Below are 14,900 nucleotides of genomic sequence, written 5' to 3'. Positions count from 1 at the left end.
GCCTTTATCTCTGCATATTGTTGTATTCGTGCGCGTCGTCTTACTCGAGTACGGTGCACCTGAACGGAGTCGACATCGCGGTCGGAACTGGGTCCTGAAGTGCAGTGGAGGGTGGGGGCACGAGTGAAGCTGACAGTTTGTTGCCGTCAGCTTGGTCGGTCTGTCACTGTCTGCGTTCGCCGGCAAACCCGAACCCGACAACAATCACTATCCGTGGTGCGTTCGTGTCGTGCGGACAGAGAGCAATGGATAGACGCGCCGTCTGGCTTCTCTGTCTCGGCCTCGCCGGCATGCTGGCCGTCTCAGTGGCTGCACCGGCGCTGCCGACGGCCGTTTCGGTTGTCGACGACGACGCCGTCGACTCATCGGAACCGAGCGACGAAGCCGAATCGATCCTCGACGACCAGTTCGGCGAACCGGAGGGAGCCGACGAAGCCGAGAACCCGCTGCCAGTCGAATGGCTTCTCCTCGGTACCGGCCTCGTCTCGCTGCTGGTACTCGGCCGTGCGCTCGTCGTCAATCCGGATCGGGGACGAACGATTCTCGCAACTACCGTCATCATCGTCGCGCTGATCGGCGTGCTGTTCGCCTTCGACCGATCCGGCCAGATCGGCGGGGACGCTAGCACCGGTCTCGTCTCCGAATCGTTCCCGCTCGTTATCGGGGCGCTCGTCGCGTTTCTGACCGTTCTCGCGGCGGCGTTCGTCTTCTCCCGTGACGACGATCCGGTCCTCGACGGGACGGACAGTACCAACGGCTCCGTCGAACTGCAGTCACCGACCCGGCGGACCGCCAGCGCGTCCGACCCCGTCTCCATCTCGCATGCCGCTGCGGACAACGACGTGTATCGGACCTGGCTGCTGATCGCCGATGCAGTCGGCACGGGCAACGATGCCGCCACAACGCCGGGAGAGATCCGAACCCAAGCGATCGAGTGTGGCTTCGACCGCTCGGCAGTCGACGAACTGACTCGCCTGTTCGAAGCTAGCAGGTACGACCACCGTTCCCCGACACTGGACCAGGAACGTCGAGCACGTGCGCTGGCGGAGGACCTTGCACTCGAGTTGAGCGAGACAGACGGCACACGCGAGACGGAGCGTGAGCCACCAGTGGAGGAGTCCGATGAGTGAGATGGCCGACGGCACTGCCAGATACGTTCGGTTCGCGATGGTTCTACTCGCCGCTGTTGCGATTGCCGGCGGTGGAATCGTGTTGCTCGCGACCGATGTCGTTCTGGCTGTTCTCCCCTACGAGGTCGTTGTCGCCCTCGAGGTGTTCGGTCAGTTGGGGCTCTATCTGGTGTTGCTCGCTCTGCTGATCCAGAGTTACCGCATCGTCCGCCACATACTTCGATCCGGTGAGTCGGCGGCGTCGCCGCCGGACCGCGACACTGCGAGTCGGGTTCCAACGCCCGGCGACGAGTTGTACCACCAGCTTATCTCCGTCTCGGATCGTTCGGATCCGACGTACGAGGCGGTTAGAGATAGATTGCGAGCACGTGCCCGCAACGCACTGGTGGCTGCCGAGAACCAGACCGAAGTCGATGCGGCCGAGGCAGTTGCAACCGGTGACTGGACGGCCGACGACGGTGCTGCGGCCGTGCTCGCCGACGATGAGGACCGGCCGCCTACGTCGTTCGAGGACCGTGTGCTTGCCGCTCTGGGCGGTACAGATATTCTCGCACGTCGTGACCTTCGCCGGGCAATGACCGCTGTCGGAGCGCTTGCCGGGGCGGCACCCGATGCCCGCCGGCCAACAGCTGTTCCCCCGCTCGAGTCGACGGCGGCGATCGGCCCTGGGTCCGAAACGGATGCTGGCGATGGGGGGTCGAACACAGGCAGCCAGACGAACGAGGATGATGGTCCGGCGACGAATACGAGCGCCGATACTGGTTCGGCGACGAACGCGAGTGAGAATGGTGAATCGACGCCAGCCGTCACGACGCGCCGGACGGGGCGTTGGGTAGGAATCACCGTCGTTGCGCTCGTCGGAATCGTCATCGGTGTGCTCTACCAACAACCCGCAGTGATCGTCTCGAGTGGCGTCGGGATGGGATTTGCGGCCTATTCGCGGCTCGGATCGGTCGATGCTGACCCACCGGAGATCGCAGTCGAGCGCAGCGTCAGTGAGGCCCACCCTGAGCCCGGCGAATCGGTTTCGGTGACGACGGTCGTTCGAAACGAGGGTGAGCGTCGCCTCGTCGACGTGCGGATTATCGACGGCGTACCGTCCGAACTGGCCGTCGAATCGGGTTCGTCGCGGGCGGCGACGACGCTTGCTCCTGGTGGGTCGGCGGTGGTCCAGTATACGGTTACTGCCCGGCGCGGCCGCCATCAGTTCGATCCGGTGCAGGTTCTGTGCAGAAACGCGAGCGGGTCGGTCGAAACAGACGTTCGAATCACGGCGTCGGGGCCGGACGCAGAGGGGGCATCAGCAGCAGCGTCGCCGTCAGCTGACTCGCCAGTGACCGAGCAACCGACTGCTGATATAACGACCACGGATACGACACTCACGTGTCTCCCGACACTGCAGTCGCTCCCGTCGGGTGTCGACCACCTGCTCGCACACCGTGGCTCGACTCTGTCCGGTCCGCTGCAGACGACCGATTCTGGCCCTGGGGTCGAGTTCCACAGCGTCCGTGAGTACCGTTCGGGCGACCCGATGCAACGAATCGACTGGAACCGCTACGCGCGACACGGCTCGCTGGCGACGGTTTCGTTCCGTGATGACCAGTCGGCGACAGTGGTCATCGCCATCGACGCCCGCGACAGCGCGTATCGATCACCCGACGAGGCGACACCGACACACGCCGTCGACCGGGCTGTCGACGGTGCGGCTGCCGCCTTCGGTACGCTGCTCGATGCAGGACACACTGTCGGCCTCGCGTCTGTCGGTCCCGACCCACTCTGGCTCGCGCCGGGAACCGGTCGCGAACACCGGATTACTGGCCGAACGATGCTCGGCACGGCACCAGGACTCAGTCCACAGCCGCCCACAGCTCGGTCTGCTGACCGCCCGAACGCGGATTCCGATGCTGATGCTGATGGGCCTACGGACACCGTTCGAACCGACGAGGGCAGGACTGTCGCGACTACTGCTCCTGCCAGCGGTGCTGACATCGACCTCTCCCACTTCAACCGCATTTCCCCAGCATCGACACAACTCATCCTCATCTCGCCTCTCTGTGACGACGGCGCGCTCGAGTTCGTTCGCTCACTGCACTCGAGTGGGTTTGCGCTGTCAGTCGTTGCGCCGGATCCGACGACGGTGGATGGGCCGTCGAGGGCGCTTGCACGGGTCGAACGGAGGGAGCGAGTGCGACAGCTCCGGTCGGAGGGGGGTACCGTGATCGATTGGGGCTGGGATAGTGACCTTCAGACTGCGCTGAGAGGTGGTCGGTGATGAGCCGGAGCACCGATTCGCCGGCGACGGTGAGTTCGTGGAGTGCGATCTGTTTCGCGGGTGTCGGCTGGAGTGTTGGGATTCCGTACTCGATCCATGCGACGGCGCTTTCGACGGTGGGCTGGCTTGTGCTCGGACTGGCGCTGCTCGCTGGCGACCGAACGACGCTAACGACGGGTGCCGGTGTGCTCGTCCTCGGTGGGTTCGTCGCCGCTGGAAACGGTGCGTCGACCGCCGCTGTTCTCGTTGCGGTAACGGCGTCGATCCTTGCGTGGGACAGCGGTCAGAACGCGATTAGCATCAGGCGTCAACTGGGTCCGTCCGCTCCGACCGTTCGGGCTGAACTCGGCCACAGCCTTGCCAGTCTCGCTGTCGGGAACTGTCTCGTTCTGGTTGGGATTGTTGCATCTGGTCTGGGCGGTGGCGTACAACCGCTAATTGCAGTCGTTCTGTTCTTCCTCGCAGCGAGTGTCGTCGCGATCGCGTTAGGCCCGAGCGCAGTACTTGACGGTCGAATATTTGGGGGCGGCGACGCCGAATCTGCTGAGAGTGAGCGGTAATCTTCCCGGTGTATCGGCCCGTCTCCTCTAAATGAAAATTTTACGAAATACCTAGTTATAATCGTACTTAGTGTGAAAGTACGCGCCAACTCTCGGTTTTTGACCTACTAATGGGAAAGATTTATATACTGCCTCTGTATCTTGTATGATGATGTCTTGCAAGGACGGTGTTTCACGACGAGACGCATTAAAGCTAACTGGAGGGGTCGGGCTTGTTGGTCTCGCTGGGTGCCTTGGCGGCGGTGACCAAACCGATATTACGGTCGGATCGTCGTCGTCCGGGTCGACGACGTACGACAACTCACAGGCAATCCAGCGAGTCGTTAGCGAGCAATCCGACTCGATCAACTTCATTACGCAGGACGCCGGCGGTGACCCGCAGTCGATGCGACTGTACGCCGACGACGAACTAAACGCCTACTCGACGGGGAACTTCATCCTCAATCAGGCGCTGACGGACTCGGGGCCGTTCGAGGAGCCGGACAACATCGATACGTTCCCACTGCACGGCTTCTCACACCTCTCGCTGAACCTCTACTGGGTTGCACTGGAGGACAGCGGGATCGAGACCACCGACGACCTGTTCGGTGCCGACATCTACGCGCTCCCTGCTGGCTGGGGGCTTCGGGACATGACCGAACAGATGTACGGCGAAGTCGGTCTCTGGGAGGAACTAGAGGACGGGGTTGTCAACTTCGAAACCAGTGAGGCGGCGAGTGCAATGGAGGAAGGCCGTGTCGATGCAGCGGTCGTCTACACGTCGAACTACGATGCGCTGCCCGCCTGGGCCGTCGAAGTCGACGCGCGGAACGACGTCCAGATGGTCGAGATGACCGACGAGTTCGCCGACGCAGCCGAGGAGTTCGCGGGTGCAGGATACGAGGAGCTCGACGAGGCGCCGGGCGGCTGGGATCAAGACGTCGACATTGGCGACGACTCCTACGCAACGTGGACGGAGACGTACCCGTACATGTTCGACCCAGACATCTCGGACGAGGTCGTCTACGACCTCATGGAGATCTGCCACGAACACTACCAGTCGATGCAGGACGCACAGCCTGCGATTCTCGACTACTCCGATCCCGATAACTTCACGTTCGCCCTCACTCACACCGACGAAGTCGGTATCCACCCCGGTGCAGCCGACTGGTACGAAGACAACGGCGTCTGGAACGACGACTGGACTCGAGGCGAAATTTAACTGAGTGACGACGGGACGAACACGGAATATATGGTTTATTCAACAGCTGATAAGAACCGGCTCGATATCGCTCGCGATGCGATCACGCTCTTTGCGATCGTTACCTGGGTGTGGATCCTCTACTACGCGTTTACCCAGCAGATGGATCGCATCCTCTTCACCGTCATCTTCCTCGGTGCGATCATGCTCGTCTACCTGGGAGACGAACTGATCGACGCGATCGAGGACGGAAACACACTCGACATGGTTCTACTGAGCGTCTCGAGTGTGATCACGATCGGGACCACGGTGTACATGTATGCGTTCTACGAGACACTGCTCTCGATCCGGGTCGGGACCGCCCTGACTCACGAGTACGCGATCGCTGCGGCGTTCGTCCTCGTAGTGTTGTACCTCTCGTACCGCGCCTACGGGTTGACGTTCCTCGCAGTCATCGTCGCTGCGATCCTGTATGGAGTCTACGGAAACTACGCACCCGGTATCCTTCGCCACGGCGGCTTCAGCCTCAACCGTACGGCGAACATTATGGTGCTCGACTTTCAGGGAGTCTACGGCTCGATCTCCCGGATTATTGCGACCTGGGTCGCGTTGTTCCTGCTCTATGCGGGACTGATGCGCGGCTTCGGTGCGTTCGACCTCATCATGCGGCTTGCGCTGCGTGCCGCAGAACTCGTCCGGTCGGGCGTTGCACTTTCTGCGGTCACCGCGAGCATCATCATTGGTTCGATTACCGGGAGTCAGGCCGCGAACACGGCGATCACCGGCTCGTTCACGATTCCGCTGATGAAGGAGAGTGGGATCGACTCAGAGGTGGCCGGCGGCATCGAATCTGTCGCGTCAACCGGCGGACAGATCATGCCGCCAGTGATGGGCGCAGCCGCCTTCGTGATGGCGTCCTTGCTCGGCATCACGTACCTGGACGTGCTCGTCGCCGGCCTCATCCCGGCGGCGATCTTCTACGGCTCGGTCATCATCGCCGTCCACTACACGGGGACTGAACAGCTCCGCGGGCAGGACCTCGATGTCGCGGTAACGAATCACTTCGACGAACGGCTGAGCCGTCGCGAACTCGCGATTCAGGGCGCACGGTTCGGGATTCCGTTCGCGATCCTGATCTGGACGCTCGGCGTTCTCCAGTGGACGGTGCTGACATCCGCGCTCTACACCGTCGTCGCGATGTTGGTCACCGGCTTTGGCTTCCCGCTCGTCGCGACGATCACCAACGGCGGCGACGTCAAAGCGGAGTTCTCCGACCTCCTCGGACAGGCTGCCTTCGGCTTCCGTGAAGGTGCGATTATCCTCGCGCCAATCGCGATCATCATCGCCTCGATTAATGGCGTCGTCGACATTCTCGAGGCGTCGGGCGTTCCGGGTGTGCTCTCGCTTGCCCTGCTCGACCTCTCGGGCGGCGTGATGGTCGTCGCGGTCATCCTCGCGATGATCATCTCGATCATCCTCGGACTTGGGATGCCGACGGTGGCAGCCTACGTCGTCGTCGCAGCGCTGATCGCACCGGCACTCGTCCAACAGTTCTTCGTGCCGGAACTCGCCGCACACTACTTCGTCCTGTACGCGGCGATCCTATCGGGACTGACACCGCCGATCGCGATCGCTGTCGTCGTCGCAACCGGAATCGCCGACAGCAACTTCTGGCGCACCTGCTTCGAGGCGCTGAAGATCTCGGCCCCGATCTACATCCTGCCGTTCGCGTTCATCTACAACCCCGAACTCGTCGTCGGCGGCTGGGGACCATGGACGTTCGCGTCGGGACTGATCGCGCTGTTCGGCGCGTTCGGCGTCTCCCACGGACTCAACTACCACGGGAAGTTCTTCCACCCGAGCCCAGCCGTGGTCTTCCCCGTGAAGGGCGTCTACTTCGTCGCAGGACTACTGGCCATGGTGTTCCCGAACACCGCGGTCCGCCTGGCCTGTGTTGCGCTCATCCTCGTGCTCGTCATAGCCCAGCTTCGCGAGCCGATCCTTGCCCGGTTCGGCAGCGGCTCTGCAGCTGACTCCGACCCCGTCTCTGGGACGAAAGACTAGCGACCCACTCCCTTTTCGGCGTCTCTCACACCGCCCGTTTCGCTGTCGGTTGGTTCGAGCGGCTCGCCGTCAGCTCCTGTGAGTCATAGTAATCAGTTCCCGTCGCAGTCGAACAGCCAGGACAGTCCGCTACGGTAACCGGCCAGTCAACGCCTCGCTCGCCGGTGCGAACGAAACCGTCGACCCGATCCCCTCCTCACGTGCTCGCTCGTAGAGCATGTGCGCCGCGGCGACGGTCTCGATCCCCGTCCCGCCGCTGTCGAACACCGTAATCTCCTCGTCGCTCGTCCTGCCCGCCGCCTCGCCAGCCACGACCTCGCCTAGGTCGGCGTGGACGTGGTCCTCCGTGATCGCGCCCGCCTCGAGTGCGGCGAGAAACGCGCCGGCGTCGTAGGTGGCCCGTTCGCGCAGATCGGGGACGTAGGTGGCCCGCTCGATCGTCGCCGTATCGAGTTCGCGGCTCCCCTCCTGGTACTGCCCCATTGCTGTCACGTGAGTTCCCGGCTCGAGGTCGTCGCCGTCGAAGACCGGCTCGCTCGCTTTCGTCGCCGTGATAACGATATCCGCGCCGTCGAGCGCGGCGGTACTCGAGTCCACCGCGCGAACGTCGGCCGAGAGCTGGTCGTCGAACTCGTCGGCGAACGTCTCGCGGTTCGCTTGTGTCGGCGAGAAGACGCGGACCTCGTCGAGGTCACGGACGGTTGCGGTGGTGTGGAGTTGGCCGCGTGCCTGCGAGCCGCTGCCGATGACGGCGAGCGTCGTAGCGTCGTCGCGGGCGAGTTCGTCGACGGCGACGGCACCTGCAGCGCCGGTTTTGAACGGGTTCATGCTCGCGCCGTCGAGGACGGCCAGCGGTTCGCCGCTCTCGGCGTCGAACAGGGGCGTCATGAACCAGGCGTTGCCGGCCCCGAAACCGGAGCTGTACATGTAGCCGCCCATTGCCCCGGTGTCGGGGAGCAGAGCGGCGTAGCTCGTGAACATTCCGTCCGGATCGGTTCGGTTGAACTTCTGGCGGGGGTAGGCCGGTGCACCCTCGCCGATCTGTCGGTAGCCGTCGCGAACTGCGGCGACGTAGTCCGCCGGCGATGCGAGTCCGTCGAGCTGTTCGCTGGTGAGAAACAGGGTTTCTGTTCCCGTCTCTGCTTGGGTCTCGGTCATACACAGAGTCTCTCATCCCGTATAGAAAAAGGCGCGTGATGCGGCGACGACTTGCGCTGCACCGTTTCCAACTCTTCGGTGGCGTCGAAGGATTGCGTTGTGCCCGTTCGTGCCATCGCGACTGTGCTATTCGCTTGCTACTCCGTTGGACGTCTCACTCTTCCGTCTCGGGTTCGGGTTACCCAGTAACTGTCTCCGTTACACCCACCATAGTCGACTGCCGTCCCCAGATAGGATTTTAGTATAGCACGGCTTACAGACAATATGACGACCGCAAAATGGCTGTTCTCAGTGGTGCTGCTACTACAGGCCCACTTTGCGGCGTCGTATCTCGTGCCGCTGGACAGGGAGGCACAACAGGAGTTTGGCGGCCTCTTGCGGTGGGTCTGGCCGTGGAGTGATGGCGACAGCGGGCTGTTCGGCCAGCTTGCGGTGTCGGCCGACTTGCCGCTTCTCGGATTATTCCTCGCGCTGACCGCCGCAACGCTCTCGTTTTGTGCTGCGCTGGCGGTCCTCGAGTTCTGGCTTCCGTTCAGCTGGTGGCGACTCCTGGCTGGCAGCGGGGCCATCCTCTCACTCGTCCTGATGGCTGGGTTCTTCGATGCGACGAAACTGCTGCCGATTGCTCTCAGTGCCGTCGTTTTGTGGGCCGTCATGGCCGATTGGCTGTAGTCCGCCTCCCCGTTCTCTCCACGCAACTGCCCTGCCAGCGGGCCACTACCGCTGGGAACGGTCTGCCCGTCCGAACCACCATGATCTCGTCAGAGTCAGTGATACGTCAACTTGAGCTCGATCTCGTTCGCCGCACCGAGCAACAGGTTCGGTAACTCCTCGCGAAAATACGCCTCTGTGAGTCGCCTGGCCGGCCCCGCCACGGCGACGGCCCCGTAAATATCGTCCCCCAGAACGATCGGCGCGGCTACACCACGAACCCGTTCGTGTGACTCACAATCGTTGAACGCCACGCCGCGCTCGCGGACCGTCTCGAGGTCCGCCTCGAGTTCGTCGCGCGTCGTGATCGTTTGCTCGGTGACCGCCGTCAAGCCACGGTCGTCGATGATTTCGTCCCGTCGATCCGACGACAGGTGCGCGAGAATCACCTTCCCCGAAGCCATCGTGTGCATCGGTTTTCGCTTGCCAACCCAGGCGTTCGTCGGCACTCCCTGCTCGCCGACCCGCCGATCGACGTACACCGCCTGGTTGTTCTCCTGTGCGAGCAGTCCGATCGTCTCACCCGTTTCGTCGACCAGCTGTTCGAGCACCGGCTCGGCGCACTCGAGTAGCCCGTCGTAGTGACGTTTGGCTCTGATACCGACATCCATGAACTTGAGGCCGAGTCGGTAGCCCTCGTCGTCTTCGACGACGTAGCCGTTTGCTTTGAGTGTCGCGAGGTGTTCGGAGGCGGTGCTGTTTGCGATACCGACTGCTGTCGCGAGCTCCGTCAGCCGCGCGTGGTCACGCTCGGCAAGCGTTTCGATGAGGGCGAATGTGGTTTCTGTCGCCCGGATTCCCCCTCCAGCCTCGGTATTGTGTGGCATTCTCTCGGAACAAGTGGTAACAGGACCATAATTCTGCCGGTGTCACCAGTCTTGTGCATTCAACACGTTGAGAGTGTATTTGGGCTACTGCTGGCGATTTTAGATATATCACGTTTGTACGCACTTTGGTGGTTTCGGTGCTGGCGAATCGAGCGTCTGGTGTGTTAAATTGTGACGCTGCTTGCGGTCCGTTCGATCGATTTTACCGAAATCGCGGTCAGAATTACAGCTGTACATTCGTAATACATGGCTACTGGCATGTTATGTCTAGCCATATTGGTACAGCTGCGTACGGACACCGCGTGGCTTCTTTATTTTCGCCCAGAAGCCATTCTGTGTTCGTTCTGTTTTGTTACTTCGATACCGGCGATCCGATCAGGACCGTCAGAATTGGATAGCACGACGTTTCGGCTCTGCCGAAATTCTTCACTCTCGTCGACGCCACTCCGAAATGGAGTCGTTTTCGGGGGTATACCAATCTTTAATTGCACGTACTGCTATCGTAGGGCCACGTGGTACCCGATCCGTCGCGTTCCCTGAGCGCACTCTCCGAGACAGTCGCTGCACTCCGTAAGGACGGGCGTGGGTCAATTCTGCTCGCGCTTGCGGGTGGCTGGTTCCTCTCGATGGGTGTTCGAATGATCTATCCAGTACTGTTACCTCACCTTCGAGAGGCGTACGGGCTCGATCTGACGACCTCCGGTTTGCTGTTGACGGTCCTCTTTCTTGCGTACGCGATCGGGCAGTTGCCGGGCGGGATGCTCGCCGACCGAATCGGTGAGCGAACCGTACTGACGCTTAGTACGGTCGTCGCCGCGATAACCCTCGGCCTCGTTATCACGGCCAACTCGCCGGCGATCCTCTTCGCTGCAACGGCGCTGTTCGGGTTCGGGACGGCGCTGTACGCCGTCGCGCGGTACACGATCTTGCCGAAACTGTACCCCGAACGCATCGGCGCAGCAAACGGCGTCACCGCGGCCTCACAGGACGCCGGGCAATCGGTGCTCCCGCCGCTCGCCGGCGTCATTGCGTCGCTGTTTCTCTGGCAGCTCGGGTTCGGATTCGTCATCCCGCTGTTCTTGCTGATGGGCGCTGTCCTCTGGTTCACCGTCCCGGTCCAGGAACCGGCAGCGAACGGCGAGGACAATTCAGGTCCGCTGTCCGAACGCATCCGCGACCTCCTCGCCGTGCTCGGACAGCGAGCCGTCATCTACCCGACCGCCGTTCTGGTGCTCGGTCTCTGTGTCTGGCAGGCCTTCACGAGTTTCTATCCGACTTATCTCATCGAAGTCAAGGACCTCTCGACCACCGTCTCCTCGACGCTGTTCGGGCTCTTCTTCGCGCTCGGCATTCTCATCAAACCCCTCGCGGGCGGCGCGTACGACCGCATCGGCATTCGGCGTTCGCTCGTCATCGTCGCGAGTGGCCCCGCAATTGCGCTTCTCGCGTTGCCGTTTATCGAAGGATTCTGGCCGTTGGTTGGGATAACGGCCCTCGTGAGTACACTTCTCGGATTCGCAACTGTGACCGAACCGTACCTCCTCGAGACACTCCCGGAGGAGATCAGAGGGACCGGATTTGGGATCCTTCGAACGATCGCGTTCATGGTCGCAGCATTGAGTCCCGTCGCGTTCGGTGCGGCCGCTGACAACGACTTCTTCGATCAGGCATTTATGGCTTTGGCCGTTCTCGCGGGTGTTATGCTGCTCCTCGCAGCTCGCATTCCAGAGCAGTGAGTCGGGCACTCGCCTCCCGCCTCCCGCTCCCCCATCTCGTCGTGTGCATTGTTCCCAAAAGTCTTTCTCGGTTCACTCACATCCCCTGACTATGCAGCCACAGCCGCTAGACGACCTCACGGTCGTCGACATGACTCAGTCGGTTGCCGGACCTGTCTGTACGCAACTGCTCGGCGAAATGGGTGCCACCGTCATCAAGGTCGAACCGCCCGCGGGAGACAACTTCAGACACCTCATGGGCGGCAGTATGTTCACGCCGTTCAATCACGGCAAGCAGAGCCTCTGCGTCGACCTCAAGTCCGAGGACGGCCACGAAATCGTCACCGAACTCGTCGACGAAGCGGACGTCTTCGTCGAGAGCTTCCGCCCCGGCGTTCTCGAACAGTACGACCTCGACTACGAGTCCGTTACCGAACGAAACGAGGACGTGATCTACTGCTCGCTGTCGGGCTTCGGTCGTACGGGCCCTTACAGCTCCTACCCCGGCTACGACCCCTGCATCCAGGCGGTGTCCGGGCTCATGGCGACGACCGGCTACAGCGACCGTCCGCCGGTCCGCATCCGCGCGAGCCTCATCGACTGCGGAACGGGTGCGAACGCCGCCTTCGCGATCCTGGCGGCCGTCCGCCATCGCGACCGCCACGGCGAGGGAACCGAGATCGACATCTCGCTGTTCGACGTTGCCGTCGCCTGGATGTCCTACTGGATCTCGCGCTACGACCGCACCGGCGACCTCCCCAAACGCGCCGGCGGCCGCGGAATCGGCAGCGCACCGAACGGCGTTTTCCCGGCCGGCGGGCAGGAGGGCGACGAGGACGGCACCGACTACATCTACGTTGCCACGCTCTCCGAAGCGATGTACGAACGCCTCTGTCACCTCCTCGACCGCGAGGACCTCCTCGAGGACGAGCGCTTCCAGACCATCGAGGACCGCATGGACCACCGCGAAATCCTTCGCGACGAGTTCACCGCCGAGTTCGAACAGTACGACATCTGGGAACTCGAGACGGAACTGCTCGACGCGGGCGTCCCATCGGGTGCGGTTCGAACCGTCGCGGATCTCGTCGACCGCGATCCACACGTTGAGGAGCGCGAGATGCTCGTCGATTCGTACAATCCGGAGACCGACGAGGCCGTCGTCGCTCCAGCGCTCCCGTTCCGCTTTAGTGCAGGTATTCACGATGGCGGCTTCTCCTCGCGACCGCCGGCAAAGGGTGAACAGACAGCCGATATTCTGGAGGCGCTCTCGTATTCGACGGCCGATATCGACCGACTGCACGAGCAGGAGGTGGTCTTTTCGGAGGCGTAGCGCTCAGGCTGGTTGTCCCGACTGAACTGTCGTCGTGCCCACTGGGTATTACGTTCAATCGGTGTCACGCGCAGTCGCTATCACACTCAGCCGGCGTCACGCTCGATCGGACTCGAGTACCGTCCCGATCATCTCGTCGGACATGTTCGCGATCACGCGACCGTCCGTTTTCACCTCCTGAATCACGAACTGCGAGGATGTCTCGTTAACACCGTCGATTTCGACGATGTCGTCGATGAGTGCGTGGAGCTGGTCGTGGGTTTGCACCCGTGAGATGACGATGAAGTCGATGTCACCCATCACGTAGTAGACCTGTGAGACGCCGTTGATTTCGGCAATCGCCTCGCCGATATCCTCGGCGTAGCCGCTCTCGTGGGAGACGGTGACGTCCGTGAACACGAGCATGTCGAGTCCCAGCGCGTGCGGATCGACTGTTGCTGCAGTCGCGGTGATCACGCCGCTATCTTTGAGCTTCGTCAGCCGGTAGTGGATCGTCGACTTCGAAAGCCCGAGTTCCTCGGCGAGTTCTTCGAGATTCGTCTCGCTCGATTGCTCGACTCGTGCGAGGATTTCGACATCGGTTTCGTCGAGATCGGCTGCCATATCGTCTGTTCGGCGAACTGCGGTTAATAATTTCGTGCGCTGTTCCAGAGAGACTGGCCTCGGTCTCCGATGGCTCGGAACAGCCGTTCCGTGTGACCTCCGCGTTGCCTACGCGCGATGTTCTTCGACAACATCCCAGTCCAGTTCGATTCCCAGCCCCGGCGTATCCGGCACCTCGATGTAGCCGTCCTGAATCAGCGGCTCCTCGCGCACCACCAGGTCGTCCCACCACGGCACGTCACGCGCGTGGAACTCGAGTGCCAGGAAGTTCGGCACGGTCGCGCCGACGTGGACCCCGGCCATCGTCGCGACTGGGCTGCCGATGTTGTGGGGGGCGAGCGTCATGTAGTAGGTGTCGGCGAGTTCGGCGATCTTCTTGGTCTCGGCGATGCCGCCGGTCTTCGGGATGTCGGGGGCGACGAACGAGACGGCCTCCTGTTCGACGAGGTCGCGGAAGCCGTGGCGACCGTAGCGGTTCTCGCCGGTCAGCAGCGGTTGGTCGACGCTGCGGTTGAGCGTCGCCATCGCGTCGCCGTTCTCCGGCGGTAGTGGATCTTCGACCCAGGCGAGGTCGTAGGGCTCGAGTGCGTGACAGAGCTTTCGGGCCGCGTCGGAACTGAAGTTCCAGTGCAAATCGACGGCGACCTCGGCTTCGGCACCGACTTCGTCGGTGACGGCCTCGACGAGGCGGCGCTTGTGCTCGATTTCGGGACTGTCGAAGTGCCGTGAGATGGTGTCGATTTCGCGGCCCGAGGGGACGTCCAGGTCGAACTTGATGATCTCGAAGCCGTCGTCGACGGCGGCGCGGGCGGCACGGGCGTAGGCCTCGGGCTTGTAGACGCCGTGTTCTTCGCCCTCGTTGAGCGCCGATTCGACCATTCCCTCGCCCGCGTGGCAGTCCGCGTACATCCGGACCTCCTCGCGCATTTTGCCGCCCAGGAGCTGGTAGACCGGCTGGTCGAGAATCTTTCCGGCGGCGTCCCACAGCGCGAGTTCGACGCCGCTGATCGCGATGGTGCCGATACCGTCCTGCGAGCCGCGCCCCGAGAGCGCCTCGCGCATGAGGTGGTAGAGCCGTTCGACGTCGAGCGGGTTCTCCCCCTCCAGTACGGGGCCGAAGAAGTCGGTGATGACCTCGTGGACGCCGGGGGAGGGGTAGGCCTCACCGATGCCGGTGACGCCCGCGTCGGTCTCGACGGTGACGATGGTCCACGGGAAGTTGCCGTCGATGACGACCGTCTCCACGTCGGTGATCGCCGGCGTATCCGTCGACCGCGCTGGCGTCCGATCGAAATCCGGCCAGATACTCGTTGCTAACCGCGCCGCAAAGTCTGTATACATGGTATCACG

12 protein-coding genes are annotated in these 14,900 nt (G+C 62.3%); 8 read left to right on the top strand and 4 right to left on the bottom strand.

The genetic code is table 11. The annotated features are described in order from the left end of the window. Nucleotides 1-245 precede the first annotated feature (245 nt). From BBD46_RS03150 to BBD46_RS03130, 5 genes are all read left to right on the top strand, one after another. Nucleotides 246-1,130, top strand: coding sequence for a DUF4129 domain-containing protein (locus BBD46_RS03150; protein WP_071400307.1), 885 nt, complete (start codon nt 246-248; stop codon nt 1,128-1,130). After that, nucleotides 1,123-3,402 (top strand): DUF7269 family protein, encoded by a 2,280-nt coding sequence (locus tag BBD46_RS03145; RefSeq protein ID WP_071400306.1) that lies wholly within the window; start codon nt 1,123-1,125, stop codon nt 3,400-3,402. Before BBD46_RS03150 ends, BBD46_RS03145 begins: the two co-directional genes overlap by 8 nt. Continuing rightward, entirely contained in the window at nt 3,402-3,962 is a 561-nt protein-coding gene (locus BBD46_RS03140) for a DUF7519 family protein (RefSeq protein ID WP_071400305.1), read from the top strand. The genes BBD46_RS03145 and BBD46_RS03140 overlap by 1 nt, the downstream gene beginning before the upstream one ends. 151 nt (nt 3,963-4,113) lie before the next feature. After that, nucleotides 4,114-5,163 carry a TAXI family TRAP transporter solute-binding subunit gene (locus tag BBD46_RS03135; protein ID WP_071400334.1) on the top strand — a complete coding sequence of 350 codons (1,050 nt, stop codon included), beginning with the start codon at nt 4,114-4,116 and terminating at the stop codon, nt 5,161-5,163. 30 nt (nt 5,164-5,193) lie between these two features. Then, nucleotides 5,194-7,206 (top strand): TRAP transporter permease, encoded by a 2,013-nt coding sequence (locus BBD46_RS03130; RefSeq protein WP_084777664.1) that lies wholly within the window; start codon nt 5,194-5,196, stop codon nt 7,204-7,206. Between the two features lie 129 nt (nt 7,207-7,335). Here the strand turns inward: BBD46_RS03130 and BBD46_RS03125 are convergent, their stop codons facing one another. Continuing rightward, entirely contained in the window at nt 7,336-8,364 is a 1,029-nt protein-coding gene (locus BBD46_RS03125; protein WP_071400304.1) for an ornithine cyclodeaminase family protein, read from the bottom strand. Nucleotides 8,365-8,628: 264 nt separating this feature from the next. On the opposite strand from BBD46_RS03125, the gene BBD46_RS03120 reads away from it, so the two are divergent. Beyond that, nucleotides 8,629-9,036, top strand: coding sequence for a hypothetical protein (locus tag BBD46_RS03120; RefSeq protein WP_171908144.1), 408 nt, complete (start codon nt 8,629-8,631; stop codon nt 9,034-9,036). A 95-nt stretch (nt 9,037-9,131) separates the two neighbouring features. On the opposite strand, the gene BBD46_RS03115 is transcribed toward BBD46_RS03120, so the two are convergent. Then, nucleotides 9,132-9,902 (bottom strand): IclR family transcriptional regulator, encoded by a 771-nt coding sequence (locus BBD46_RS03115; RefSeq protein WP_071400303.1) that lies wholly within the window; start codon nt 9,900-9,902, stop codon nt 9,132-9,134. A gap of 512 nt (nt 9,903-10,414) precedes the next feature. On the opposite strand from BBD46_RS03115, the gene BBD46_RS03110 reads away from it, so the two are divergent. Then, on the top strand, nt 10,415-11,638 hold the full coding sequence (locus tag BBD46_RS03110) for an MFS transporter (RefSeq protein ID WP_071400302.1): 1,224 nt from the start codon (nt 10,415-10,417) through the stop codon (nt 11,636-11,638). 91 nt (nt 11,639-11,729) lie between these two features. Beyond that, nucleotides 11,730-12,947 (top strand): CaiB/BaiF CoA transferase family protein, encoded by a 1,218-nt coding sequence (locus BBD46_RS03105; RefSeq protein WP_071400301.1) that lies wholly within the window; start codon nt 11,730-11,732, stop codon nt 12,945-12,947. Nucleotides 12,948-13,043: 96 nt separating this feature from the next. On the opposite strand, the gene BBD46_RS03100 is transcribed toward BBD46_RS03105, so the two are convergent. Together BBD46_RS03100 and BBD46_RS03095 are read right to left on the bottom strand one after the other, a co-directional pair. Beyond that, nucleotides 13,044-13,550: an Lrp/AsnC family transcriptional regulator gene (locus BBD46_RS03100; RefSeq protein WP_071400300.1), complete on the bottom strand. Its 507-nt coding sequence runs from the start codon at nt 13,548-13,550 to the stop codon at nt 13,044-13,046. Between the two features lie 108 nt (nt 13,551-13,658). Further along, nucleotides 13,659-14,891: a mandelate racemase/muconate lactonizing enzyme family protein gene (locus tag BBD46_RS03095; protein WP_071400299.1), complete on the bottom strand. Its 1,233-nt coding sequence runs from the start codon at nt 14,889-14,891 to the stop codon at nt 13,659-13,661. Nucleotides 14,892-14,900: the final 9 nt, after the last annotated feature.

This window comes from Natrialba sp. SSL1 (assembly GCF_001861355.1).
GTDB lineage: Archaea > Halobacteriota > Halobacteria > Halobacteriales > Natrialbaceae > Natrialba.
This window is presented reverse-complemented; position numbering and strand designations above follow the sequence as displayed.